Source organism: Njordella calcicola, from assembly GCF_056494125.1.
Window position 1 is genome coordinate 6,800,126 of the sequence record NZ_CM151396.1, and the last position, 25,597, is coordinate 6,825,722.

Below are 25,597 nucleotides of genomic sequence, written 5' to 3' on the forward strand. Positions count from 1 at the left end.
CTTGCTTGCCTGAGCACTACTTGGCCTTCACGAAGGCCTCCAATTCCTTTGCGGTGTAGTCCTTTTTAATATCCATCCACTGGATCTCCTGGTCACCAAAGGCATGCCAAGTATACGTCTGGTGGATCAAAAGTTCCGCAGCGGCATCATGGCTACTCTCCTCATCTAACGAGACGTGCCCCCACTCTTCACTGCGCGCTCGCATCGGTCGAGCAACTCCATCGATCGTCTCGTAAAAGTATTCGATGATGCGTTTTACATTCTGTTTTCCCTTGAAGGAATTTGCAAAGGTATTGCGTTCAATAGCCCCAGACTTTCTGTTAATCACCACTTCACTTGCAATATCCTCACCTTGTTCGCCGATTGCTTTGTACGTCAACCAGACCGAGTCTCCCGAACGCTTGGTCACCTTCTGGATCTCGCTGACCCATTTTTGTTCTGAAGCTGATTTTTCCAATGAAAATGTCTTAAGCCGAACTCGATTGCTTAGCGTCGCCAAAACTGCAGGAATAAAAGCAACATCTTGCGAGTAGCGAATCGCAGACTCCGCGTCGACCTTCTGCGAATGCCATGGGTAATTAAAGTCGTACCGACTGCGTTCCAGGCCATCATGAAACAGGCACACGTAAGGTCGCTCTCGCGTTATTTCCTTGGTCGACATTTTAGTCGCGTCGGTTGGCTGACCCTCAGGAACCACTTGATGAGTGGTGGAATACATCGCGAACGTATATCGTTTTGCATCGACATCCAGTTGCTGCCTTATTGTTTGCGTTTGGTCATAGCTGACAAATTCGCGATCCGAGATGCCTTCTCGTGGAACACCTATCGTCTTTGTTTCAATCGTTACATCGTAGCGAGGAAAGGACATCAGATGGGTTTCGTAGAGTAGCCTCAACTCCCGATACTCTTGTTCCGAAATTTTCTCCTCGTCGCCGATTGCATTGGAAACTAGACCAAGAATGAGTAGCATGATCGCTGTAGGAAGTATATTGGTTCGCATACAAGTCCCCTTAAGAAAACAGAGCGAAAGTCCAAATCGGAGCGAGCATCAGCCACCATACCCATCGCCATAATCGTCGCCCCCTCCATATCCGCTGGGCATGCAGTTATGTTGACTGCCATATGGAGACTTGTTTTTGTGCAAATTCATCAACCAACCAGTCTCTGGAATGCATTGATACGTTGCGGGCCCTGTAGGATCGCATGTGCACCGCATGACTTGTCCGCACAGGATATGATCGTGATAAAGAATACCGGCATACCCCGCCTCATCCGCATTCTTCCTCCGGATCGACAAAATGGGGCTGTCACCATACTCGAGAACTTTGTAAGCGAAACTACAGACGTGCTTGTCCTGTTCTTCCGAGTAACGGCAGTCCTGCACCTCGCCACAAAATTTTTTCTTTGGACCATATAACTTTTCACAAGTATCCTTGTCGTCCGCTACCCAACAATCCTCTGCGAGACAATTGTGAGATATCGCGCAAGCAGCTACAATAAAGCCGCAAAAAACAATCAATAACGTCTTCATTTGAGACCTCCAAAAAGAATAGTAACCTTCTGAACCCGACTGAAACTGCCATACGTGACCACGAACTCAAGCTCCGCACGCGCCGGGATAACGCTTCGCTCTTGGCCATTGTTTTTCATCAGCAGCTCGCGATTAACTTTACACTCCAAACGATAAACTCCTTGAGACAACTGCCTGGGCTCTATCTGAAACGCCTCTCTGGCAAGCGGCTGCTGTTGCTGATCTCGAACGCTTTGCAAAAGCATCTTCAGACTTCCATCCGCATGCCGCTTCAGCGTCGAGGATTGTATTCGCATAACCGCCCACGCACTCCACCGGCCGTCATCGTTGCTGGTTAGCTGCAGTTCCGATGGAGCCAGTTCGACCGCGACAGGGTTCAGAATCGTGATGCTGTTGCGGACCACGCCTGGACGCCCCTTGACCGTAACCTGAAGGACATCGGAAATCCCATCCGGAGGTATGTCTCCTGACTTACACATCCCTACTACAAACGCTTCCCCGTGTTTGTCACCGTTTTCAAACTTCCAATTCAAATATTTCAAATCGCCTTGCGGTTCAAGCGACACCTGCGCTAACGTGACAGGCGCTGTTATGCGAAATGGGATTCGAAACTCTTGCAGCTCGTCCGCCCCCACATCCTCGATCGAGCCTGTGGTGCGAAAAATCGGACTCCATTCCAAGAAGGAGGCGACTCCTTTGACATCTGCCATCAACTCCAATTCGATAAACCGCAGCTTGCCAGCGGTCGCCAATCGAACTCCTATTGTCTTCCCACCACCGGACTCATTGACATCTATGTCAACAATCACATCCACCACAAAGGATTCACCGAGGGGGACTTTTTGCTTGCGGACGCTTACCTTGGTACATGAACAACTGCGAGAAGCAGACAGCACTTCAAATTCATGTCCTGTCTCGTTTTTCAAAATCAATGAGATTGCCTTCCGTTGGCCAACTTCCAGCGCTTGAATGGGTATGTCTGTCTTTAAGTACTCCGCATCGGTTGCATGCAGTGGCCATTTGAAGGACTCCGTAGGAATTTGCTCAACGGATTCTTCGCCGCTTGCGATCGTTGGATTGCAAATCGATAGTCCCACCCAAACCAAACACAAGAGGACAGCTCGAGCTACCACAGCACTTGGCAACCGTCGTGAGTGTCTTGTAAGCGGACCAGCCGCGCAACGTACGGCTGAGTCTTCGCCTGAGCTTGAACTCATTGCCTGTTCATGGCTCAAAGAGAGAGAGAGAGAGAGCATGGCTTCATCGCAAAGTTCCAACTGGCCTTGGAAAAATCGGTATCGAGCACAGGCGATGGCAGTGCGGCGACTTACGACGCCTTATCACGTTCGAAAGTGCACTGATCCCCCCGCCACCAGTTCTTTATAACGTTCGCAAGCGGCTAGTCAACGAAATTTTTGACGATTTTGTGACTTGCTGCAAACCTATGGGAAACCCGATGCCTTGCGTCCCACCTATCCCGCACCCGGACTATCATGCTAACATCAAAGCTTTCACAGCTTGTTCCACCCGCCATCCCGCCGAGGTCTCCTATGTTTCAAACCCACTTCTTTCGCTCCTTGCGGTCGCTGTCCAGTCTTTGCGTTCTTGCGGGCGCGTCCTACGGCTTAGCAAACCAAACTCTATCCCAAGAGTACCTGAACGGCATCGAGTGGAAAGAACCACCCGTCGTGACTCCTGGTGCAACCAATGACGCACCGCCGTCCGATGCAGTCGTCCTATTTGATGGCACGGATTTTTCGCACTGGAAAAATGCTTCCACGTGGAAGATCGAAGAAGGAAATATGATTACTGGCCGAGGGCCTATCTCGAGCGTTGAGGAATTCGGCGACTGCCAAGTCCACATCGAGTGGTCTGCTCCCACACCCGCAAAAGGAAGCGGTCAAGGTCGCGGCAATAGCGGCGTGTTCCTGATGGGTGAGTACGAAGTCCAAGTGCTCGATTCGTACGAGAACCAAACTTACTTCGACGGCCAAGCTGGTGCGATCTATAAACAAACTCCGCCGATGGTCAATGCGATGCGAAAACCCGGTGAGTGGAACACTTACGACATCTTCTGGACCGCTCCCCGGTTCAATGAAGACGATTCGCTGAAGTCACCGGCTTATATCACGGTGGTCCATAACGGCGTTTTGATCTTGAATCACTTTGAATTGAAAGGGGACACACCATTCAACCGCCCGCCGAAGTATGTTAATCGTGGCGATAAAGGTCCGATCTCTTTACAAGACCATGGCAACCCCGTTCGTTATCGTAACATTTGGGTGCGCGAGATCGTTCCCGTCGAAGGCGAACAAGTTCGACCTCCGTTCATTCGTCGCGGCGATGTCGAGACGCCGATCGAGTAATCGAGTTGGTGCGAACTACCAGTCGATCGCTTGAGGACGCCCCATTTCGACCAAGTGCATGTAGCTGTCTTCGCAAAAGCGATCGGTCATGCCGGCCAGATAAGTGCCAACGGACCGATGAACACCGTGGGCACTTGCCAGTTCTTGGAAACGCGGCGGCAGTCGCCCAGGATAAGCGACCAGCAGATGAAACAATTGTTGCAACCGCGTCGCCGCTTGCTCGCGAACAGCTATCAGCTTGGGATGCCGATAAACATTGGCAAACAGAAACGACTCAAGCTCCTCACGCTCTTGTTCGATACTCCGCGGCATCTCTAAGCGAACTTGTTGTTGCTGCAATTGCTCCGATGAATATCCTTCGCAACTCTTTAGCAGCTTGACATTGCCTCGCAAGAAATAGCCAACTTGCGTTTCAATCATCGCATGGACCAGAAATTGCCTTGAAACATCGCTCGCCGCAGCGGCCTTCGTTTGCTCGACAATACTACGACGAATAAAGCTGATTTCCATAAGTTGTTCTAATGTGATCAAGCCTAACTGCAAGGCATCGTCAACATCGTGTGCATCGTAAGCCATACTGTCAGCCGCATCGACCACTTGCACTTCCAAACTGGGTGCAGGCGCAAGGGGTCCTTTATTGGCGCGATGCGTTTGACCGGCCAAAACTTCATGCGTTAGATTCAAGCCTGGGATGCCCGTGTAACGCGTTTCAATTTGCTGGATCAATTGCAAAGCAAACGCATTGTGCGAGAAACCGCCGTGTTGTTCCAGGCAGCGATCCAGTACATCTTCGCCGCAGTGGCCATAAGGTGGATGTCCTACATCGTGCAAGAGTGCTAAGGCTTCGATAAGGTCTTCATTTAAACGCAATTGACGGCCAATCGTTCTGGCAATAGAGGCGACCTCGTGCGTATGGGTCAAGCGTGTGCGGTGATAGTCACCCATATCGCCGGTAAAGACTTGCATCTTGCCGCTCAGCCTACGAAAAGCAGCACTGTGTAAGATACGATCGCGATCGCGTTGAAAAGGGCCACGATACGGGTGATGTGTTTCGGGATGAACGCGTCCTCGCGACTGGGCGCTAAAGGTTGCGTAGGTGGCTAATAGAGCTTGTTCGCGATCAAGCCAAATCGTCTCAGGATGGCTGGGCATTTGCAGCAATAACACTCCTTCGTTCTCGATATTGTTTTACTTGATATTGCCACATCATGCTGATCAAACTCAACAAAACAATAGCAGCACATAAACGGGCTGGCCAGTCGCCAATCGTTTGCCAAAGCCCCCAACGGTTATCGGCTGTCGGCGTGGCAACGATCGCTTCAGGAGCCATTTTTACTGACTTTGCTTTGATGGTTCCATTGCCTGAAACCCAAGTTGAAATCCCAGTGTTCGCCGCCACCAAGAATGGCCGTCGATTTTCTACCGCTGTGAACACGGCACAAGCGAAATGATGGTCTAACATCGAAGAGCCACGGAACCAACCATCGTTGGTGACGCTGATCAAGATATCCGGCGGCGTGCCAGCTTTAGTAAGTTGAGCTGTTTGGTCCTGCATTGCCTGCGGAAGCATATTTTCGAAGCAGATGCTAGGAGCGATCTTGACGCCATCGACTTCAAAGGCTCGCCACTGCTGGCCGACACCCAGTACGTGCATGCCTAGGGCTTTATAGACAGCGGGCCACTTTTCCGCAAACGGAATGTACTCGCCGAACATAACCAGTTTTCGCTTGTGATAGAAGTCAACCGGTCCGGCTGTTTTTGGTTGGAACACCGCGGCGTTGTAGATCTTAAATTCATCGGTGCGTACATGATGCAGCGAAATACCCAACAAGAGCGCGGGCAAGTTTCCCGGTCGCGGATCGGATACATCTTTGCTGATGTCTACTGCTTGTCCACCGGCGATTATTTGCATCCATTTTAATTCCGTTTCGTTTTTGCGTTGGTAGCGACGAGCATCATCATACAGCGTCTGCATGTCACCCACGATCTCGGCAAACTCGTTGGGCAACTTCTTGCCGTCCCAATCAAAATATGGGTCTGTGTGCGTATAGACCGATTCAGGCCACACCACTAAGTCTAGATCGGGGTGCTGTTGGCCGGTGATCAAGGTCAGTTCTCGATAACGCGTCCAGGCATTGACGGCGCGTTCTTGCGAGTATTCGAACCGCGTCTCCGAGTTTTCTTGAATCAAAGCGACCTTTAGTAATGGCTCCCGCGTTGCTTCCAGATCTGTCCCCTGTTGGTATTCGAAATAGCTGTAACTGAAAGCTGCCGCCAGTACGAAAACCTGAAGACTAAAGCTCCGCGGAGAGAATGACCGAGCCGGTTTAGTATCCACATCAGTGCTTGTTGCGACATCCAGCGATCGCGATATTGCCCCCAGTTGAATTGCAAAAGGGCCTTCATCTTCGCTTGGATTGCGAACGATCGCTTGTACCCAGCTCATGGGCCGCATCAATTCGAAAATCGCAGTGGCGGCTAGGACGTACAATCCGCTTAGCAACTGCGGTCCGATATGCGCTGCTAATTGAATCATCACCGGTTGTTCCGCCATCGCATGGGACAACAAGCAACCACCGAAGCCTGTCAACAAGTAGCATCGAATCAACTCGCACCCCGCCCAGGTCAGCGGCGCGGCCAATGCCAAAGGCCAGCGCCAGCGATGCACCAGATAACGCGACACAAAGACAAACAGCGGGATATAGACTGCCAAATAAAGCGATAGCGCGATCCAACCTGCGTACAGTGGCCAGTAGGCCAATCGTATCCCTTGCAGCAGCCCTAGCCACGCCAGCGCCGAACCCATGTAGATCCATTTGTAGCTGTGCTTGGGAAGCGATCTGTCGGCGGCAATCAGTGCCAACCAACATAGAATCGCCAGAAACAACAGCGGCGATGCCCCGAGTGGCTGGAACGCGGCCCACATGCAAAATGCACCGAGCAGTGGTAGTAGCTTGAAACTCATCGGTCGCTAGGTGCTCACAAGATGGAAGTGAAAAAGGCGATGCCCAACATGTTAACCTATAACCTTGCCAGGATGTGCACTTAGGCCCAGTCCAGCGGTTTGAGCCAAGTTTGCTTTAGATTCGCAAGCGATTGATCCACAAGCCGATCCTGAGAAACACCGATCAGCAGTTTCGCGGTATCGTTGGTCATCCCAATGCGAGTACATGGTAAATCATGCATGAGTTGTTCAAAAGCGGCAGCGTTCTGAGGGGTCACTTCGCAGATAAAGCGGCTATTGGACTCTGAGAATAAAGCGGTCCAAGGATCGATAAACATGGTCTGGCAGATGGTGTGTAGATCAACTTCTGCGCCGACACCACCGCCGAAGGCCATCTCAGCAATTGCGACAGCCAGACCACCTTCGCTGCAATCATGACACGAGCGTACCAAGCCCCTTGTGATTGCGACATGCAATGCTTTGAACAGTTTCATCGCTTGGCCAGCGTCCACTTGAGGTACTTTGCCCCCACGGTGGCCGTTAAGCAAGGCCGCCATGGAGCCGCCAAACTCTTCGCGTGTCACCCCCAGGCTATACAGCATATTACCGGGCGTCTTCAAATCCATCGTCACCGCTTGACGTACATCAGCGATCTGACCAATAGCACTGATCAACAGCGAACACGGGATCGTGATGGTTTGTTTTTGACCGCGGTCATCGAACCATGAGAACTCGTTGTTCAACGAATCCTTACCGCTGATAAACGGAATCTGCCAAGCGACCGAAAGATCGTGACATCCCAGCGATGCTCGCACCAAACCGCCCAGCGTTTCGGCGCGTTCGGTGTTGCCCCAACAGAAGTTATCCAAGATAGCAATCCGGGCAGGGTCAGCTCCAACAGCTACACAGTTGCGGACAGCTTCATCGATCGCCGAGTGTGCCATGTGATAGGGATCGTAGTCCCCATAGTTGGGGTTCATGCCGCAAGAGATGACCAGACCACGTTTGCTCTTTAGTTTGGGTTGCACGATCGCGGCATCGCTTGGTGCATCGCACAACGGACCCACCAGTGGCTTAACGACACTGCCCGCTTGGACCTCATGGTCGTACTGGCGAATGATCCAATGTTTGCTGGCGACGTTAGGATGTGCAAGAATTTTCAGCAGCGTTGACTCGCATGCGGCTTGATCCTGCGCGGCCCATTGAACGCCAACGACGGGTTTGGGTTCGAAGATCGCTTGACGAATGACGGGTGGTCGCCCGCCATGCAAGAACTCCATCGAAAGGCATCCGACTTCTGTGCCACGATACATCAATCTCAATTCGCCGGTGCCTGTGAAAGTGCCCAGGCAAGCTGCTTCTACACCTTCGCTGCTGCAGAGCTCTTGAAAGCGATCCCAATTCTCGGGTGGGACCGCTAAGATCATCCGCTCTTGAGCTTCGCTGATCCAAATTTCGGTATACGTCAAGCCATCGTACTTCAATGGTGCTTGATCCAAGTGGACTTCTGCACCTAACTCTTCGCCCATTTCGCCGATCGCGCTGCTGAAGCCACCGGCTCCGCAATCGGTCACTGCGTTATATAAGCCTTGGTCGCGTGCTTGCAACAAGACATCCAGCACCATCTTTTCCGTGATTGCATTACCGATCTGCACTGCACCGCCGCTGATATCTTCGCTTTCCTCGGTCAGTTCAACGCTGCTAAAGGTTGCGCCGTGAATACCATCACGTCCGGTTCGACCGCCGATGGCCACGATTAAATCGCCAGGCTTGGCACTCTTTTCAACTTTGTTGACCGGCAACATGCCGACATTGCCACAATAGACCAGTGGATTACCCAAGTAGCGATCATCAAAATAGACCGCGCCGTTGACCGTAGGAATGCCCATGCGATTCCCATAATCGCGGACTCCGGCGACCACGCCGTTGATCACGCGCCGCGGATGCAAAACACCGGGTGGCAGTTTGTTGGGATCGGTATCGGGATGAGCAAAACAAAAGACATCGGTGCTGCAGACAGGTTTTGCGCCCAAGCCGGTACCCAGTGGATCTCGGATGACGCCGCCCAGGCCGGTGTTCGCGCCACCGTAAGGTTCGATGGCTGATGGATGGTTGTGCGTTTCGACTTTAAATACCACATGATCTTCATCGTCAAACGTCACGACGCCCGCGTTATCTTTAAAGACGCTGACACACCAATCTTGATCGCCCAGTTGTTTACGAATCGTGTTGGTCGCGGCAAAGATGGTTTCTTTCAGCATGCTATTGAATTGACGCTCGCCATTTTCATCGCGATAGGCGATACGACCACCCAGCGTTTTATGGCTGCAGTGCTCGGACCATGTTTGAGCGATGGTTTCCAGTTCGATATCGCTGGGCTCGCGACCAAGTTTGCGATAGTACTCTTGGACCGTTTTCATTTCAGCCAGTTGCAAGTAGAGTTGGCCTGATTTAGAAAGCGTCTGCAGTTGGTCGTCGCTCAGCGAGGTAATGCTCACCGTGACGGGCTTAAGTTCATAGTGGCTGGAGATATCCAAGCTCTGGATAGCAAGCGGACCGACGATCACTTGTTCGATCGAATCGTTCGCCAAAACCCGCTTGACCAGCAGATTGACCTCTGAGGCACTTGCTCCGCGTACCCAGAACTTACGCAACGTACGGACGGCCGTCACATGCTGTTTGATTCGGCCCAGCAACTTCAGAGTGCTTTGCGCGACGGGATCCATCACTCCGGGTTTGGGTAAAACGTGGATCAGCGTGGTATCTGGATCGTTAGATAGTCCGTTGAGTTGGGGGCATTCCAGCAAGGAAGCATGGCCGACCGATGCGGTGACCGTCTGTTCGGTGATGGGGTCGGCCAGCAGAGAGGCCAATGTCGCTTGGTTTTTTTCGCCGACCAGGTCGCCTTGGAGAAGGAACCCGCGAGCCGCGTGGATCGATAAATTCGGGGAAATTCCAAGTTCCAGGGCACTTTGAACTGCCCCCGCACCCAAACGGTCAGCTTCACCACTGGCAGGGTGGATATCAATTTCCCACAGAGTCACAGACGATTTTCCTTCAAAAACGCAGCCAACTATTCCAAACGCGGCAACCGGTCGGTCGCTCGCAGGCTCAGATTGTGGCAAACTTTACCGTCTCTGATAAGGAGTCTCTGAAGATTGTCAGAGAGATGCTGAAGAAATCTCTTTCGCCACCGATATTCGGTAGGTCCGGAATTGGGCTCTCAAGCGGTGATCAGATCAAGAGAACCTTGTTTGGCTGGCCGGTGGCAAGCCGACTCGGCAACCTTTTGCTGGAAGGCTGCCGAGGACAAATCTATTTAACTACCCATGCGTTCGACCAACATCAGCGGCAATACTGATTTTGAGTTCCTTGCACACTGCCGACGCGTACCGGAGCGGGCGATACGATTGCCGGTGCAGGGGACGAAACAATGGGAGCCGGTGTTGAGTACACGCGAGCGGGCGCTGCCACTACTTGTGACGATGGCGTCAAGGCGCGCATCGGAGCCTGCTGATAGGATCGCGGAGTCGCATTCCGTGAAGACATCATCGTAGGTGTGGAAGCTGGCACACGTTCAAAGAAACCATGTTGGGGACTAAACTTCCGAGAGATCGGATCGCGAACTCTCATGGACGATTGAGCCTCTAGCGAGTTCGAAACACTAATCACCAACAACGCGCTTAGTAGTAAACGCATCATGCTATACCTCATCTCTTTCGTTCAAGCGAACATGGATAAGCGGTCTTGGAGAGGACATTATCCGCTGAAACAATTCTTTGCTCCTTCGCTGCTATAATGCAGCGCGAATGCCAAATCGTTCTGGAGCCAACGCTCCGCATGCCAACATCCTGATCGCAACGTCAACGATCACTTGCGAAAGCCTCAGAAATTCAGGCTATAACGCGAACTCCTGTTGCTACGTCGTCAGCGAAGTTTTTTCGTAGTTTGTGTTTTGAATTTTGCCACCATCGCTTGGGACTAGTTAAGGCGGAAACTGCAGTCGTAACCTGTCAACTTGAGTTGACACTTCGGTTGACAGTGGGCGGGCCGCAACGAGTTCGAAAGCTTGAATACCTTGCTTGATGTGAAATACCGCTGAATTCGAAGCAATGCTACGAACCAGTGGCTGCTTTCAAGCGAAAGGAAGCTTAGGCGACAAGCTGTTGTGGTTAACGATAACGGCGTCCTAGTAGTCAAGTACTGCTAGCACAGTAAGGCTTGCGGATACAAAGCAGTCAGGCGGAGATTGCATGAGAACTGAAACAGATATTTCCATTGAGCGATGGATGCAAGCTCCTGCGTCGATCGGGTTAGTGCTCGTACGATTGAGCGATCTAACGATCATAGCGCATAACGCTGAGGCAGCGAGGCTGTATCAATGCGACGCGGAGGATCTATTAGGTTCTTCCATTTTGAACTGGAGTGTGGAACCGGCCGAGACATTTGCTGCTTTACATGCGGCCAAGGATTCGCCTCGCCAAGTATCGGGGCATCGCAAGCACCGACGATCGGACGGAAGTGTATTTGCTGCCAGTGTCGCCTTTTCTACGATCGAATTAGACCACGATCATCTGATATGCAAGTTCATTTTGGATGGCACGCGAGCTTTTGCCAACGAGCAGCTTCTGCTTGAAAGTCATGAGCGGTTTCGGGCGGTAGCGGATTACACATATGACTGGGAGTCATGGATCGACAACGACGGCAAACCGGTCTGGATCAATCCGGCGGTCGAGCGCCTAACTGGCTATTCAGTCGACGAATGTTTTCAGATGGAGTCTTATCCGCTTTCGATTGTGGCTCCAGACGATCGATCGATGTTCGCGCAACTGCTCGAGGATGCTCGCGCAGGTTCCTCTGGCAACGATGTCGAGTTTCGCATTGTTTGTAAAAGTGGACGTACGCAGTGGTTTGCTGTCTCCTGGCAATCCTTGAAGAATTCGTTTGGATTACCAAATGGTTTTCGCATGAGTAAGCGAGACATCGAGGATCGAAAGAAGATTGAAGAACAGTTGCGAAACTACATGACCGACTTGGAGGAACTGGCCGAGGTTCGATCCAAAAAGATTGTGGAACTAGAGCAACGCAAACTGCAGATTGAGAAACTAGCCGCCATTGGTCAAATGGCCGCTTCGGTTGCTCATGAAGTCAACAATCCACTGGCCGGTATCAAGAACGCAGTGCGCTTGGTTCGCGATCGAGAGCAGCTTAGTTCCGCCAGTCAAGAATTGCTGGGCTTGGTCGATCGCGAGTTTGAGCGAATCACTGCCATACTTTCGCAAATGCATCGATTGTGCCATCCTGCATTGTCGCCTGTGAAATCTTTTGACCTGACAGAACTTCTCGATGACGTAATTCGGATGGTGGAAACGCAGACGTTTAGTAAGAACATCACCATCGAACGATTGGAGCACGCTGGGCAATTGGTACTTGAGCAACATGATTTAGAAGTTCGACAAATCTTACATAATCTACTTTTGAATGCCTGTGAAGCTTCCTACCAGGATGGGCAAGTACTAGTGGAAACTTGCGTCGATGAAAACGGCGATGTTGCCATCGGGATTCGCGACTTTGGAACGGGAATAGATCCAAAAGTTCGGCCTCATATTTTTGAGCCTTTTGTAACCACAAAGCTTAATGCGGGTGGAACCAGCTCTGGGCTTGGTCTAGCGATCTCCTTGAGTTTGGCGAGCGCGGTAGGAGGTTTGGTTGAGACCGATCCTAAAATCACCAACGGCGCTCGATTTGTTTTTCGTTTGCCTATCAAGAAAACTCCTTAGAAGAGTAACGGAGTACGCTATGCCTCGAGTCTTGTTGGCCGACGATGAGTCGTTGTTTGCTATGACGACTGCGAAGTTCCTTGAATCGCATGAGTACACCGTCACATGTCGACCGGATGGATTGCGAATTGAAGAAGACCTGCGCGATGGTGACATTGATCTGGTGATCGCCGATTTGGATATGCCAGGCAATCGCAGTTTGGAACTGCTGTCTTATTGTCGGAATCAATTTCCTAGCATTCCTGTCGTGGTGGTAACCGGCAGACCATCCCTGCCAACGGCGATTGAAGGCATACGGTTGGGTATTCATGACTATATGCTCAAACCGATCGATCTCGACGATTTACTGCACACACTTCAGCGAGCGTTGAATGTTGCGGAAAGTTCGATGGAAGTCGATGACCGATTTTCCGAGATCTTAGGCACCAGTGCGGCCGTTGAGGAGTTAAAGCGACAAGCGGACCGCATCGCTCGCAGTCAGGCGACAGTGTTGATTCGCGGTGAGAGCGGCACTGGAAAAGAGTTGCTGGCCAGAGGAATTCACCGCTACAGCAGGCGAGCAGAAAAACCGTTTGTGGTAGTGGATTGCACCTCGATACCAGAAACATTGTTGGAAGCGACGTTGTTTGGCCACAAGAAAGGCGCTTTTACGGGCGCGGATCGCGACCGAGTGGGGCTGGTACCGTCTGCGAATGAAGGAGTCTTGTTCTTGGATGAGATTGGCGAGTTGCCCTTAACCATGCAGGCCAAATTGCTGCGCCTGCTGCAGTTCGGAACCTTTGTGCCCGTCGGAGCGACGCAGGAGCAGAAAGTCGACTTGCGCATTCTCGCGGCAACCCATCGCGATCTGCGAAGCGAAGTTCAATGCGGGGCTTTTCGTTTAGATTTATATTACCGACTATCCGTTCTAGAAATCACCTCTCCGCCTTTGCGAGATCGCTCGGAGGATATCCCACAACTTACCAACTGCTTTCTGCAGACCGTTGCCTCGCGCGATCAGATTGCGATTCCAGAGATTGAACCAGCCGCGATGGAACTGCTCTGCCAGTATCCTTGGCCAGGAAACATCCGCGAACTTCAGAATACCATCGAGCGATGCGTATGCCACTGTTCTTCCTCACGCATCACATGTCACGACGTGCGAGCGATTTTGACGTTAGCTGCGAGTCCTGTAGGAAGCCAGGGCCATGGTTCGCTACCATTGTTTTCAGGCCCAGCCAATGTTTCGATGCATGACTTTCAAACCGTCCACGAAAAAGGATATCTAGAAGAATTGATGAAGCGAAATCGAGGCAATGTAGCCAAGGCCGCAAGAGAAGCGAAGATGACGCGGCAAGGATTGCACAAAGCGTTGAACCGTTTAGGATTGTCCGCTGCTGAATACCGTTGAGTGCTCACGCTTCAGCGGATTTGCGGTTGGGCAAGTAGCTATCGCGAACCAACTTTCCATTCCTCAGCATCTGCTCGATCGCATCAAAATCTCCTTGCTCCAATTGTGTCAGCGTAGCGTGGCAGGCGGCCGATAACGACTTCAGGACCGGCAGTATGTTGGCGACATTCTCCTCGACAATTTGTCGCCACAACACAGTGTCGCCTGCGGCCACGCGCGTCGTATCCGACCAGCCCGTTCCGACCAGAGGCAACAACGCTTGAGGCGTATTGGCTGCAAGCAGCGAAGCCACCAAATGCGGCACATGGCTGGTAATGGCGAGAGCCGCGTCATGCTGTGGTGGAGTCATCTCGACGACGTTTGAGCCGATAGACTTCCAAAAGCAAGCTGCTCGACGAGTTGTTTCTGGCAAAGTCCGTTGCGAAGGCGTCAGCACCGTGCAACGATTGACAAACAGATCGGCGGTGGAAAACTCTGCTCCTGCTTTTTCACCTCCCGCGATCGGGTGACTGGGGCAAAACATCGGGGCGAAAGCATGTGTTTCGGAGCTAACCGCGATCGCTTGTTTGGTACTGCCCACATCGACCATTAGGCAGGTTGGGGAGACGCAGGCTTCCACTGCTGCCAACGTTTGGACGATGTGCTGCACTGGAGTGGCTGCTATTACCAAGTCGCAACCGTGTGCGGCCTGGGCCAAATCGCAGGAAAAACGATCGATGATATGGAGCTGTGCGGCTTTCTCCAATTTTTCGGACGATCTTCCCCAACCGCAGACCGATTCCGCCAAACCCCTAGCTTTGAGCGCTTTAGCGATTGAGCCACCTAAGAGCCCTACGCCCAGGATGCAAACGTTCTTCCAAGTGGTCTGAGTCGTCATGTTGAGGTACAAGTAGGTGAAAATCAAAGGAAGCGAGCCATGACGAACCAACGCTAGCCGTTCAAAGCTTCTTAAGTATAAAGCGTGTCCACCAGATTCGGCAGGCAGCTTTTTAGCGACAACCTGTTATAATTGGAAGAAGTGTCATTGGGATGAGGAAGCCACGGGTCCTGAATATAGGTGAATCGATTATGCGTCGCTTGACGTTGAATTTTGTGATTGGAACTTGCATCGCGAGCTTGATGCTCAGCGGTTGCGATACTTCGACCTCGAACGACCCGCCCGCGCCAGCCGCAGAACCAATCGCAGCGCCGATGGAAGCTCAAAAAGCCGGGGTCGGGGTCGGCAAGCAAGGTTCGGCCATGCGCGCAGATGACTCGATTGCCGCCAAGATGGTCACCAGTTCGGCCCGCGCGTACTTTGACGTCAAAGAAAAAGTCATCTTCGAGAACCAGCTACCCTATGCACTTAAGTTATACAAAGCGCAAGACAACTTTGGCAAAGGTCCTGCGACGCACGAGGAGTACATGAGCAAGATTGTGCGTGCGAACAATTTGCAATTGCCCAAACTTCCCGAGGGCATGCAATATGTCTACAAGCCAGATATCGAAGAGCTGTGGGTCGAACCGATCGCTGGGCAAGAGTAAGAGTCTGTCCCGAAACCCGAGAAGTAGAATGGGCTTCTAGCCCGTTTGTAGAATGGGCTTCTAGCCCGTTGAGAGTTTTGGGCTAGGCTCTAGGTATCCCAGTAGAGCTTGCTCCAATAGAAAAACCCGCTTGGTAACTGCAAGCAGTTAGTCAAGCGGGTTCTATGTTCTACCCAGGAGTTCGCCTACTTAGCCAAGGCTAAGTTTTCCTTAGTGTTGCATCGGAATCAGGCTGGCTGCGGGATGCCAGCCTGATTCGTATGGGATGCTGTTGATGGTGACAACTTCAAGTAGTCCTGAGTCGTCATGTCGTCAGCTTAGTAGCTGAAGACGATGTCGTTGCCGAACACAGCGTACGAGCTGCGGTCTGCACCGTTGTTTTGCTCGATCAAGCCGATTCGCTCGCGGTCCCAAATGAATCGCATTTCAGGTCGCCATACGATGTTCGCATGAGGACGATAGTTGAAACCAATGGTGTAGTTGTAGGTATCGGCATTTCGAATACCTGCAGCACGAGTATCGCCGTTGGTAACATTGAAGTACTCGAAACGTTGACCGAATGCCAAGCAATCGCTCAAGTTATAAATCAAGTAGTTGATGTTACCGTAGGTGTTACGACCACCGTTAGGATTCAAAGGATCGGCTGCGTTCAGATAGTCCGTTTGGACGATATGCGTCAAGCGATCGGTCACGCTGGTTGTCAAAATCCAGCTAAAGATCTCGCCACGCTCAGCAACGCCACCACGATCGTTGAAGCGACCCAAAGCAGTCGTGAAAATCAACGATTGGTAGTCGTTCAGTGTGCGACCGAATCCACCGATGTAAGCGTCACCATTGTCTTCGAAACCACTATCCCAACCTGTAACCCAACCATTCCAAATGTTGGTATCGTCGTCGATTTGGTAGTTAGTCAAAACACCGGTGTGGGTGAATGGCTCTGCGTTATAGAATGTGAACTGGCGGCTATAGAAGAAGTTACCGGTAGCAGCAACAACTTCGTTACCAATGATGGTAAAGAACTTACCAACCTTAGCGGACAGGTTGCCATAAGCAACTTCACCGTAAGCTTGGGGCATGGCATGACCGTATTGGCTGCCATTGTCCCAACCAGTGTCCCAGTGACCGTTGTCAACGCCGAAAGCTTGGGTGTCAGGAGCATCGGTACCATATAGGTAGTCAACGCGTCCACCGAAGCCAAGACCACAGCTACCGTCAGCTATTTTCTCAGCATACAACCATTGTTGAGCGAGTTGAACTCGTCCATCATAAGTATCGAATTGTGCGGTGCGTGCAGTGTGGTAACCGACGGCTGTCCAGCCACCGATATCCCAACCGCAAATGCCGCCATCGCACAACTTCCAAGGCTCTCCGAGGCAGCAATCGCCCAGACCGCCAAGCAGTCCAAGGCCAAGGCCACTTCCACAACCCAAGCTGTCACAGCCTGAGTCACAGCCAATGTCGCACGAAGATGCAGATGCTGCTGGTGCACATCCACACGATTCGCTAAAAGATACAGTTTGATACGGGCTACGGCCTTGTTGGCCAAATGCCGAACCCGCAAAGCAAGCGCTTGCTATCAATGCACTAAGCGCTAATTTGCCAATTTTCATGTTCTGGAACTCCTATCCTGAACTACTTGAACGCTCGGGTAGTGGCAACTCGGCCGACAAACAAACTATCTAGCCGTGCCATGGATTATCTGCGTACTCATAGATAGTGCGTTGCATCCGTGCCATTTGAACCGTTCAGAACCGTTCAGCGTGCTAAGAAGCTAAAGCCCATCCATCCATGGACGCGTTTCAGGTGTTAGTATCGGGGAAGTGGCCTCATAAAAATGACGGGAGTTTCCAGCAATCCTGTTGTTCCGGTCACCCAAGACCGATGGACTGGGTAAACTTTAACGCTGGCGCAGACCCTGCGGCTGATCACACACCCTGTTCGCCGCCCGTCAACTACCGCCGCTCCCTTAATTGGCTTCTTGATGCGTCAGCCGAACCAATCTTGTGGTCTGTATGGCGAACATCCTAAAACGTAGCGGATTGAGTTGCTCCCGGGCTGAAGCTGGGTTGGCAACGCAACCGATGTTGTCAATGACAGCAAAACTAAATGGCATCCAGCCCGATGCCAGCCTCGATGCAATTTAGTCTGACATGTAGGTCGGTCTGGCATCTTGCGAATCAAGCGCCCGAAAGGATTCAACTCATGCGGACCACTCTTCCTCTATTAGCATTACTCACAGTGTGCTGTGCCTTTGCAAATGGTTGCAAGAGCGGCAATTCCTCGTTTTTGCGATGGGGCGGCAGCCCCCAAGGGCAGGGGACACTGGAAGATCAAAAGACCCGGGCGACTGTTTACGACCCATTTCCGATGAACGACACTGGTCCTGAAATCGTGGGTGCCAGACCTCGTGGATTCACCAATCCACTTTCCGAGCCGATGCGTAATGAAATGAAGGCCACGCCCAAGAGTCCTTGGACTCAGTATCCAAATTATTAAAATCTAGCGTTTTTTTTGGGCCCGATTGTCACCTTATTGCACTTTGTTGCGAAACAAGGGTCGCTTTCTAGCATGCCGCTGAGTATAATTGGCGGTTCGAGCAGGCGCACAATAGTCCACACAGCGTTTTCGGATCTTGACGGCTTCGCCACGGTAGCCCGCGTCCAGGTTGTGACCTATAAGTTTTAGTAGCTGCGTCCCCGCACAAAGTCCCGTACATTTTCTCATCGAGTTCCCAACAAGGAGCAAGGGCGTATGTCGCACAACAAATTTAATAATCAACGCGGTTTTACGTTGGTGGAACTGCTGGTGGTCATCGCGATCATCGGCGTGTTAGCCGGTCTTCTGTTACCGGCCATCAATGGTGCCCGCGAATCCGCCCGCCGCTTGACCTGTTCGAGCAACATGCGGCAACTCGGGATCGCCGTGAAAGGCTACGAGACTACCTACCGCGTGCTGCCGCCGGCTGGTAAAGGTATTGACCGCGCCCGTTTTGCTGCCAACGAACCTTCATTCATTATGGCGGGGCGGTTCGCCTCTGGCTCTCGATTCGAGACGTCACCTAGTGTGTTCCTCGCAGTCCTTCCTTATCTGGATCAAGCAGGACTGTACGACCAATACAACTTTGATTTCGAGTACATGGATCTCCGAGCAAGCTTGAATGCAAGCGGCACACAGGATCGTCGATTCGGAAATGTTGGCACTGCCACTACCGACCTTAAGCTGCTTCGCTGCCCATCCAACCCTATCGTTAATATGCGTGACCCATTTTTCTATGGAAGTACGGACTACGCAGCGACCGCCTACACGGACATTTCGCCAGGCCCGGCCTACATAGCGGGCGCACCGACGGCGGGTGCCCGATATCCTGCATCGACGCAAGAAGGGGCCTTGGGGTTGTTTACTAGTCCGTCATCCAACATTGTGGATGGGGCCAGCAACACAATTCTCTTTATCGAGGACGCTGGTCGTGCACATGTAGACCAGGGTTGGCGCAACCTTACCCAATCGGCGAACATTAACAGCCGAGTGAGTCCTACTGCCGCATTGCAGGTGGGAGGCGGAATTACAGCGGCCGATGTATGGGGAGCAATGCCAGCCGAAGGCAATACCTCGCTGCGTCACTATAGCGTTCATCGCTGGGCTGATTCCAATGCAGCCGCAATCGGTATCAATGGTCAAGACATGCCCGCCGGAACCGTGCCTCCAGCACTTATCAATAATGCAAAGAATCCCTTGGGTGGCAAAAGCGATGGCTCGGCAAACTATAACGAAGGCAATTGTCCTTGGTCACACCATAACTGCGGTAATAACCAAGAAGCATTTTCCTTTCATACCGGTGGCGTCAACGTTGTCTTAGTCGATGGTAGCACTCAATTTGTCTCCGAAAGCATTGATCCGGCCACCTTGCGATTTATCGTTACGCGTGCCGAAAAACGCCAACCGGCGCAGTTGCCTTTTGAATAGCCTGCGTTTTTATCAGTCTAAGGCGTAAAAAACCGTTCCGACGCTCGTTGCAACCTTAATTGCGGCGAGCGTTTTTCTTTTGCAGCTTTCGATATTGAGTCAGCATCCTCGCGATCCCAATTGCCAGAATGACCATCATACCAATGATGCCAAACGTAAAGCCTATGATTCGCGTAGACAAGTAATCGGGCTTGGCCGCCATGTATCGCAAGGACTGGCCAACCACCAAGGGTGAGACTTGTCGGACCGGCGAGTCGCTTCGTTGGGCCGTCTGCTGAGTCTCATAGCTCCATAGCCGGTAGAATCTTCCGGTGAATTCAATAGGAGCACTGGTATACCACGTTTCCGACGTTTCATCGCTGGTAAGGTTGCTGGCTTGATCTGGCAGCAAAAACGGCGGCAGTTCGCGCAGTACGATTGTGGTTGGGAACTCGCCATCGAAGACTAGCGGTTCGTCTCCGGGTCGCGCAACCAGCTTGATCGATCGTTTTCCGATATCACACAGCGCATTGATTTCATAGTAATGGTCTGCACCCAAGTGCCCTCTGGACGCTTTGGAGTCAACGCTGATGCGTGTAATTCGCACCGTTCTGGCTTGGCCTTGGACCAGGACGCCGGTGTTGGCGGCGGGTTGTTGCAGGCAGTCAACGATCGACCCTGCCGACGATCCCACAGTGGGTTGTTTATGCACCGCATGCATGAGTCCAAAAAACGCTGGGCCTTCGCCCGCTTGCAACGACGTCTTTTGCAGTTGGCTGGCACCATCCAACAGTGACAAATCGAAGCCAGCGGATGCTAGGCCCTGCAGTTTTGCATCGATGGCCGGCTGCAACTGTGAAAGCTGCTGCGGCGTTGTGTTGGGCGGAAGCACCCAGTCAACCTTATCAGCGAACCAGATTGGCAACTCGGAAGTGCTCCGCGGATCGTTCACTTCCACACCGAAGATCTGGCCTGCTTGCATCAATTCCTTCTGGTTTTCCCAAGCTTTAGGCAACGATGCCACATAGGCCACCGCGTTTCCAGTGCCAGATGTTAGCGTTTCGGCCGCTGCGCCCGTCGTGATACTCAAACGATAGATGCGTTGCAGTTGAGTACTATCTGCGAGCTTTGGCGACAGCTCGATCGCCTCTGCCGCATGGACCAAGATCGGTTCTTTCTTGATTGTCGCCCCTGAAACCAGTTTCAAGCTTGGTGCCGCACTCAAATCCAGCAGACTCGATTTGCTGCGTTGGATACCCAGCAGTAGTTGGACCATTGGTCGAATCGCTGAATCGTCGTCAAGCGGTGCGATCTCCGCCGGCGGTGCGATCTCCCCCTGCGGTAGGTTGCCTGACAAATCCAGCCATGCTTGCAGCGGCCCAGTCACCAGCAGGTCCAGTGCTTCCTGGATCGCCAATTGGCGGTCTGGGGATTGCCAATCGTAGGTGGATGGTGGCAAGAAGAAATTAGGCTCAAAACGGACCAACGCCTCCCTGACTTTAGCGACGTTCGATGCGGCGGTGGCCTGCGCACCAGCAGGAGCCTCTGCTATAGCGCGGTGGTCGACGGCAATCAAGACTGGAGCGACCTCGATACCGCCGACTGATTTATAGGCGAGCCGTTTGATGGGGAACGCTGCGAACTCGTACATTGTTTCGCTTTGCGGCGACCACTCCCGTTTGGCTTGGTTTGTGATCGTAGGCATATATAAACAGATCGGAGTGCTGCCCACTTGCTCGGGCTTGATCCATAAGACGTGATAATCGAACTGCCCCAGCACCGTTTTCTTCGTGACGAGTGCATCGTCGGCGCGCGCGATGGACCCTCGCAGTTTGACCAAACGTCCTCGCAAAGAGCTTGCCTGCTTGGTCAGCAAAGGGACGTCGATCAATGGTAGGTATCGATAGATATCACTTTGGCCAGCGCCGGTATCGGTGAGAATGGAGAGCGCCTTCTGGCCCCGCTGGATAGCTCGTGCAAAGGGGAGTGATTCTTGGCTGCGCCAGGTAGCGGCATCGATAAAGCGATCCAGTAGAACACGATCCAGAGCCATAGAAAGGGCTGGCGCGAGAGTCGAATCTGGCGAAATCCTGTCCGAGCCAGACTCGCGAAACAGTTCCCATTCCTTCGCGAATCGAGCAATAATCGACCCGTCGTTTCCGTTGGAAAGATCGACGTTCGAAGGTTCCGGGCCACTGGCTTCGGAATTCAAGCGATCAATGGCCAACTGCCAGTCGGCCAATTGCGAATCGATACGAGCGTGAAAATCGCTGAGTTCGTTTTGGGGCGTCGGCTCGTTTGGGTCGGAGTTGGCTCCTGACAGGTTATTGCTTTGCGGCTCCGCTGGAAGTGCTTCCGGAAAATAAGCGATGGCTAGCTCCTTGAGTTCATCTCGGCTAGCCGCCTGAAGCAAAGCGTGCCAAAGGCGTGCCAATTCGACTTGCTCGCCCAGATCCAATTCGGCAGCAACCAGTTCGTCAGGTGCCATTGCGGCTGGAAGTGTCGATTCCAGTGTGGGATCTGCGGGTGGTTTGGATTCTGCGGGTGCGAGACCGATAGCCTTGAATGCTGGCTCGTATTTCTTCGGATCGTTCAACTGTTGCATGCACATCATCACCAGGAAGAGCAGCAGGACTAGTCCGACTATTTTTCGCGATCCGTGGGATTGCGTGTACGCTTTTCGGCCTAATTCGCGCTGTCTGTCAGCGGAGTACCATCGATCTCGAGAAAGTCGCACGGGTAAATCCTTAGGGTCACGAAGTGAAATGAATAAACCGTGAAATGAGTGAACGATCCCAACTCATGAAGTAGACTGAAACTTGCGATCGCTTAATGGATTATTTTCGAGCAAGTTCGTGTTATACTTTTGACGAACGCATTGTTAACCGACGAAAGGCTACGATCATGAACTATCGCAGTTTCCATCACAATCCAATCTCTTGCAATAGATTCCTGGCGTTACTTTTATTGGGTTGCACCGCTGGGTTTGGCATTTCTGGTGGTTCGGCACATGCGGATATTCCGGTCGAGCGGTTTCTCGTTCGCCTGCAGGAAGAACGTTTGCATAGCTTGGCGGCCGATTATTTGGAATATCTTAGGTCACGCAACTTATTGCCCGAACGTCTGAACAAAGACTATTCTTTGACCAAATTGGAGGTCATGCAGAGCGAGTTGCCAAGCCTTGCTTCCCAACAGAAACGCGATGAACGTGTTGCGGAGCTGCAACAAGGGTACAAGTCATTTCTTGCAGATCAGCCCGCCCATCCTCGACGAGGTGAGATACGAGTCAAGCTGGCGGACTTGTATATCCAGCAAGGCCAAAGTTCAATGGATTTGATCTCGCGCACCGCACAAGAGACCGAGAAAGATTCCTTGCGTCAAAAGTCTCGTGCTGCGTTTCAGGAAGCAGAAAAACTTTTTGACGAAGGCGTGAAAGAGATCAGCCCCGAACTGAATAAAATGATCGGCGCCAAAATCGATCCGTCCGACACCGCGGCTATTGACCGTCGCGAGTACATGAAGGGCGAGTACCGAAAATCGCAAATCATGATTGGGATGGCTCGCAAGTTGGTGGCCGAAACGTATCCTGAAGATGCAAAAGAACGCACCGCTTGGTTGGAAAAGGCCGAAAGCCAATTTAATGAAGTGAGCTCCAAGGCATCGCGGACAACCGAGCCCGGCACCTATTTTCTCAGCGTACTGTATCGCGGCCAAACCCAAGCGATGCTGAAAAAGACTGCGGAAGCGACTGACAGTCTATTGCGAGTCGCTGATCAAACCGAGGGTGGTGTCTTTCGTGCCATGCGCGTGCAAGCAACCGCATCGCTCATTCGACTGCTGGCGACCAAGACCGAAGGCAAGTATGAAGCAGCCATCCAGAAAGGGGATATGTTGCTGGCAAGTCAGCAACAATCCGAAAAGGAGACTCCCGATTGGCAGGACTTGCAATTGGCTATTCTAGAAGCCAAGAACGCTTGGCTGGATGTCCTAAAGAATGATCCGAAATCGGAGTCCAAAGCAAAGGTACTCACTCGCGACCTGCGGACGGAACTTCAAAAGCTCGCTCGACTGCAAACGCCTGTCGGAGCGAAGTCTCGAGAGCTGCTCGCTGGATTTGGCATCGAAGTGCAAGCTCCTCAAGATGTGAAGCTGCCTCGCGTACGAACTTTTGCGGAAGCTTACAAGGAAGCCAATGACCGGGTGGATCGTTGGCAGCAAGACAAATTGACGGCGCAGATTCTTGAGACGCAACTCCAAGACAACACGCAAGACAAAACGCAGATTTCATCCCAGCTAGAAAAGCTGAATGCTAATTCGTCGAATCTCCGCAATCAGGCCGTTCAGCTTTATCAGCGATCGCTGCAACTGTTCAACGTCGCTGAAGATTCACGTCAGGATCTGGCTACCGCTCGGTTTCGACTGGCTTTCTTGCTTTATAACGATGAACGCTACAGCGACGCTGCGGTCGTTGGTGATTTGACGGCCAGGACCAATCGCGGGACGCCTCAAGGTTTGAATGCCGCTCAAATTGCGATTGCCTCGTATCAACAGTTGATGACGACGGGAGACGAACTTGGCAAGCCTACCGAAGCGTTGCAGCAGTTCGCAAGCTTCATGTTAGACGTCTGGCCGGAAGCTGAAGCCGCCGAAGCCGCTGCTTCAGCTCTACTGAAATCCGCGTTGGAAGATCGCCGTTGGGACGATGCTGTCGCCGCCTTGGCCTTTGTGAAGAGCCCTAACAAGAAAACGCAAATCGAACGCGACATCGGCTACATCTTCTACACGCAGTATCTTCAAGCGACCGAAGCGGCGAGGAAGGAAGGGCAAGCCGTCGATTCCGAACAGTTGATCTCGATCCGCGATCGAGCGGAAGGTTTGCTGAAAAGCGGCTTATCGGGTCTTGCCAAAGAAAGCCTCGATGAACGCGCTGTTGAAGCGGGATTTGCATTAGCGGCGATCCATTTGCAAAAGAATGATGTTGACGCAGCCATGCAAACACTTAACCAATCATCCACCGGACCACTTACCGTTATTGAATCGGAATCCTTGCCCTTACGACCCATGGTTCGAATGGAAGTGTTGCGTCTAGGCTTGCAAGCTGAGGTGACACAAGCAATCGCCAGTGGTCAGTCCTTAAATCCAGCGAGAGTGGAAGCGATCGTTGGAAGCATGCAAAAAGTAGCTGCTGAAAGTCCGGAGAACAAAGTTCTGCTTACCAACGCGCTGATCGTTCTGGCAAACGATTTAAAAGCGCAGCTTGCAGATAAGAAATCGAACGATGAAAAGCAGAAGTTGGGGTCGAGCCTCAAAGTGTTGCTCGCACAATTGATCGATGTCTCTGCTGAGCCTGGTATGCTCGAATGGTCGGCTGCGGTTCTCAGCGAATTGGGCTCGACGGTTGGCCAGCAGCCAGGGCTTAAAACCCTCTCGGATGAATTGAATGCTTCCGCAGAGAAGGGCTTTACCAAATTGATCGGACTAGCAAAATCCAATCCCGAAGTCCTGAAGTCTGGCAATCGCAAGCTGGAAGACTTGCAGTACCTTCTAGCCCGCACCTATACAGCCAACGCAAAATATGCTGAGGCTGCTGAGATTTATTCATCGATCCTCAAAGGTAACAGCATGATGCTGCTTGCCCAGATCGATGCCGCCATGAATTTTCAACTGTGGTCGCAGGACCGCGATGCAGAACTTTTGAAAAAGGCGATCTCCGGGTCTGAACCCGATCCGAACAAGAAGGGTAAGAATCTGATATGGGGTTGGGGACAAATATCGATTCTGCTGTCGCAGAGCATGAGCAAGCAGGAGTCGTTGAAGCCCTACTTTTTTGAAGCTCGCTATCAACTGGCCGTTTGTCGTACGAAGCTGGCGAGGATCGAAGGCGACGCTGGCAAGCGGGTCAAGCTGTTCGAAACTGCTTTGGGCGACGTGCGATCGACCATCATCAACTATCCTGAACTTGGCGGCGATGAATCAATCATGAAAAAGTACGATGACCTGACGCGAAGCATCCAAACTGAACTCAAGCAAGAACCAGTTGGTCTAAAAGCGTTTGGCAATTAAACAAGCTCTCCTTGTGACCAAGTTAACTCCATCGTTTAAAACCACTTAACAACAACA

At 52.1% G+C, this 25,597-nt stretch carries 17 protein-coding genes; 7 read left to right on the forward strand and 10 right to left on the reverse strand.

Annotated elements, in window-relative coordinates; translation table 11 throughout:
- Nucleotides 1-16: 16 nt before the first annotated feature.
- Genes SH302x_RS26260 through SH302x_RS26270 form a run of 3 tightly spaced genes read right to left on the reverse strand, consistent with a single transcriptional unit; the run spans nucleotide 17 to nucleotide 2,748 of the window.
- Nucleotides 17-1,000, reverse strand: a complete 984-nt coding sequence (locus SH302x_RS26260; RefSeq protein ID WP_479366037.1) for a hypothetical protein — start codon at nucleotides 998-1,000, stop codon at nucleotides 17-19.
- Nucleotides 1,001-1,048: 48 nt separating this feature from the next.
- The gene (locus SH302x_RS26265; protein WP_479366038.1) at nucleotides 1,049-1,531 is read right to left on the reverse strand and encodes a hypothetical protein; all 483 of its coding nucleotides are present in this window, start codon (nucleotides 1,529-1,531) and stop codon (nucleotides 1,049-1,051) included.
- Complete coding sequence (locus tag SH302x_RS26270; protein WP_479366039.1) at nucleotides 1,528-2,748, reverse strand: hypothetical protein; 1,221 nt, start codon at nucleotides 2,746-2,748, stop codon at nucleotides 1,528-1,530. Before SH302x_RS26270 ends, SH302x_RS26265 begins: the two co-directional genes overlap by 4 nt.
- Nucleotides 2,749-3,081: 333 nt before the next feature.
- Here SH302x_RS26270 and SH302x_RS26275 point away from each other — a divergent pair, with 333 nt between their 5' ends.
- Nucleotides 3,082-3,897 (forward strand): 3-keto-disaccharide hydrolase, encoded by an 816-nt coding sequence (locus tag SH302x_RS26275; RefSeq protein WP_479366040.1) that lies wholly within the window; start codon nucleotides 3,082-3,084, stop codon nucleotides 3,895-3,897.
- A gap of 15 nt (nucleotides 3,898-3,912) precedes the next feature.
- Here SH302x_RS26275 and dgt read toward each other — a convergent pair whose 3' ends face one another.
- From dgt to SH302x_RS26295, 4 genes are all read right to left on the reverse strand, one after another.
- Nucleotides 3,913-5,049 (reverse strand): dGTP triphosphohydrolase, encoded by a 1,137-nt coding sequence (gene dgt, locus SH302x_RS26280; RefSeq protein ID WP_479366042.1) that lies wholly within the window; start codon nucleotides 5,047-5,049, stop codon nucleotides 3,913-3,915.
- Complete coding sequence (lnt, locus tag SH302x_RS26285) at nucleotides 5,033-6,862, reverse strand: apolipoprotein N-acyltransferase (protein ID WP_479366043.1); 1,830 nt, start codon at nucleotides 6,860-6,862, stop codon at nucleotides 5,033-5,035. The genes dgt and lnt overlap by 17 nt, the downstream gene beginning before the upstream one ends.
- An 80-nt stretch (nucleotides 6,863-6,942) precedes the next feature.
- Nucleotides 6,943-9,885, reverse strand: a complete 2,943-nt coding sequence (purL, locus tag SH302x_RS26290; RefSeq protein WP_479366045.1) for a phosphoribosylformylglycinamidine synthase subunit PurL — start codon at nucleotides 9,883-9,885, stop codon at nucleotides 6,943-6,945.
- Between the two features lie 301 nt (nucleotides 9,886-10,186).
- Complete coding sequence (locus SH302x_RS26295; RefSeq protein WP_479366046.1) at nucleotides 10,187-10,543, reverse strand: hypothetical protein; 357 nt, start codon at nucleotides 10,541-10,543, stop codon at nucleotides 10,187-10,189.
- A gap of 551 nt (nucleotides 10,544-11,094) precedes the next feature.
- Here SH302x_RS26295 and SH302x_RS26300 point away from each other — a divergent pair.
- Nucleotides 11,095-12,621 carry a PAS domain S-box protein gene (locus SH302x_RS26300; RefSeq protein ID WP_479366047.1) on the forward strand — a complete coding sequence of 509 codons (1,527 nt, stop codon included), beginning with the start codon at nucleotides 11,095-11,097 and terminating at the stop codon, nucleotides 12,619-12,621.
- Between the two features lie 19 nt (nucleotides 12,622-12,640).
- Nucleotides 12,641-14,011: a sigma-54-dependent transcriptional regulator gene (locus SH302x_RS26305; protein ID WP_479366048.1), complete on the forward strand. Its 1,371-nt coding sequence runs from the start codon at nucleotides 12,641-12,643 to the stop codon at nucleotides 14,009-14,011.
- Nucleotides 14,012-14,015: 4 nt separating this feature from the next.
- Here the strand turns inward: SH302x_RS26305 and SH302x_RS26310 are convergent, their stop codons facing one another.
- Nucleotides 14,016-14,888, reverse strand: a complete 873-nt coding sequence (locus SH302x_RS26310) for a prephenate dehydrogenase (RefSeq protein ID WP_479366049.1) — start codon at nucleotides 14,886-14,888, stop codon at nucleotides 14,016-14,018.
- A gap of 152 nt (nucleotides 14,889-15,040) precedes the next feature.
- Here SH302x_RS26310 and SH302x_RS26315 point away from each other — a divergent pair, with 152 nt between their 5' ends.
- Nucleotides 15,041-15,535 carry a hypothetical protein gene (locus SH302x_RS26315; protein WP_479366051.1) on the forward strand — a complete coding sequence of 165 codons (495 nt, stop codon included), beginning with the start codon at nucleotides 15,041-15,043 and terminating at the stop codon, nucleotides 15,533-15,535.
- 317 nt (nucleotides 15,536-15,852) lie between these two features.
- Here the strand turns inward: SH302x_RS26315 and SH302x_RS26320 are convergent, their stop codons facing one another.
- Nucleotides 15,853-17,145 carry an outer membrane beta-barrel protein gene (locus SH302x_RS26320; RefSeq protein ID WP_479366052.1) on the reverse strand — a complete coding sequence of 431 codons (1,293 nt, stop codon included), beginning with the start codon at nucleotides 17,143-17,145 and terminating at the stop codon, nucleotides 15,853-15,855.
- Nucleotides 17,146-17,737: 592 nt separating this feature from the next.
- Between SH302x_RS26320 and SH302x_RS26325 the strand changes: the two genes are divergently transcribed.
- Nucleotides 17,738-18,031 (forward strand): membrane or secreted protein, encoded by a 294-nt coding sequence (locus SH302x_RS26325; RefSeq protein ID WP_479366053.1) that lies wholly within the window; start codon nucleotides 17,738-17,740, stop codon nucleotides 18,029-18,031.
- A 255-nt stretch (nucleotides 18,032-18,286) separates the two neighbouring features.
- Entirely contained in the window at nucleotides 18,287-19,498 is a 1,212-nt protein-coding gene (locus tag SH302x_RS26330) for a DUF1559 family PulG-like putative transporter (RefSeq protein ID WP_479366054.1), read from the forward strand.
- A gap of 55 nt (nucleotides 19,499-19,553) precedes the next feature.
- On the opposite strand, the gene SH302x_RS26335 is transcribed toward SH302x_RS26330, so the two are convergent.
- On the reverse strand, nucleotides 19,554-22,214 hold the full coding sequence (locus SH302x_RS26335) for a hypothetical protein (protein WP_479366056.1): 2,661 nt from the start codon (nucleotides 22,212-22,214) through the stop codon (nucleotides 19,554-19,556).
- A 167-nt stretch (nucleotides 22,215-22,381) separates the two neighbouring features.
- Between SH302x_RS26335 and SH302x_RS26340 the strand changes: the two genes are divergently transcribed.
- The gene (locus SH302x_RS26340; RefSeq protein WP_479366057.1) at nucleotides 22,382-25,540 is read left to right on the forward strand and encodes a hypothetical protein; all 3,159 of its coding nucleotides are present in this window, start codon (nucleotides 22,382-22,384) and stop codon (nucleotides 25,538-25,540) included.
- Nucleotides 25,541-25,597: the final 57 nt, after the last annotated feature.

What these genes read in the sequence shown, in the direction of transcription:
- SH302x_RS26325 (WP_479366053.1), top strand. Translation starts at nt 17,738, where the DNA reads ATGCGGACCACTCTTCCTCTATTAGCATTACTCACAGTGTGCTGTGCC.
- SH302x_RS26310 (WP_479366049.1), bottom strand. Translation starts at nt 14,888, where the DNA reads ATGACGACTCAGACCACTTGGAAGAACGTTTGCATCCTGGGCGTAGGG.
- SH302x_RS26275 (WP_479366040.1), top strand. Translation starts at nt 3,082, where the DNA reads ATGTTTCAAACCCACTTCTTTCGCTCCTTGCGGTCGCTGTCCAGTCTT.
- SH302x_RS26270 (WP_479366039.1), bottom strand. Translation starts at nt 2,748, where the DNA reads ATGAGTTCAAGCTCAGGCGAAGACTCAGCCGTACGTTGCGCGGCTGGT.
- dgt (WP_479366042.1), bottom strand. Translation starts at nt 5,049, where the DNA reads ATGCCCAGCCATCCTGAGACGATTTGGCTTGATCGCGAACAAGCTCTA.
- SH302x_RS26305 (WP_479366048.1), top strand. Translation starts at nt 12,641, where the DNA reads ATGCCTCGAGTCTTGTTGGCCGACGATGAGTCGTTGTTTGCTATGACG.
- SH302x_RS26265 (WP_479366038.1), bottom strand. Translation starts at nt 1,531, where the DNA reads ATGAAGACGTTATTGATTGTTTTTTGCGGCTTTATTGTAGCTGCTTGC.
- SH302x_RS26330 (WP_479366054.1), top strand. Translation starts at nt 18,287, where the DNA reads ATGTCGCACAACAAATTTAATAATCAACGCGGTTTTACGTTGGTGGAA.
- SH302x_RS26320 (WP_479366052.1), bottom strand. Translation starts at nt 17,145, where the DNA reads ATGAAAATTGGCAAATTAGCGCTTAGTGCATTGATAGCAAGCGCTTGC.
- SH302x_RS26300 (WP_479366047.1), top strand. Translation starts at nt 11,095, where the DNA reads ATGAGAACTGAAACAGATATTTCCATTGAGCGATGGATGCAAGCTCCT.
- SH302x_RS26260 (WP_479366037.1), bottom strand. Translation starts at nt 1,000, where the DNA reads ATGCGAACCAATATACTTCCTACAGCGATCATGCTACTCATTCTTGGT.
- SH302x_RS26340 (WP_479366057.1), top strand. Translation starts at nt 22,382, where the DNA reads ATGAACTATCGCAGTTTCCATCACAATCCAATCTCTTGCAATAGATTC.
- lnt (WP_479366043.1), bottom strand. Translation starts at nt 6,862, where the DNA reads ATGAGTTTCAAGCTACTACCACTGCTCGGTGCATTTTGCATGTGGGCC.
- SH302x_RS26315 (WP_479366051.1), top strand. Translation starts at nt 15,041, where the DNA reads ATGAGGAAGCCACGGGTCCTGAATATAGGTGAATCGATTATGCGTCGC.
- SH302x_RS26295 (WP_479366046.1), bottom strand. Translation starts at nt 10,543, where the DNA reads ATGATGCGTTTACTACTAAGCGCGTTGTTGGTGATTAGTGTTTCGAAC.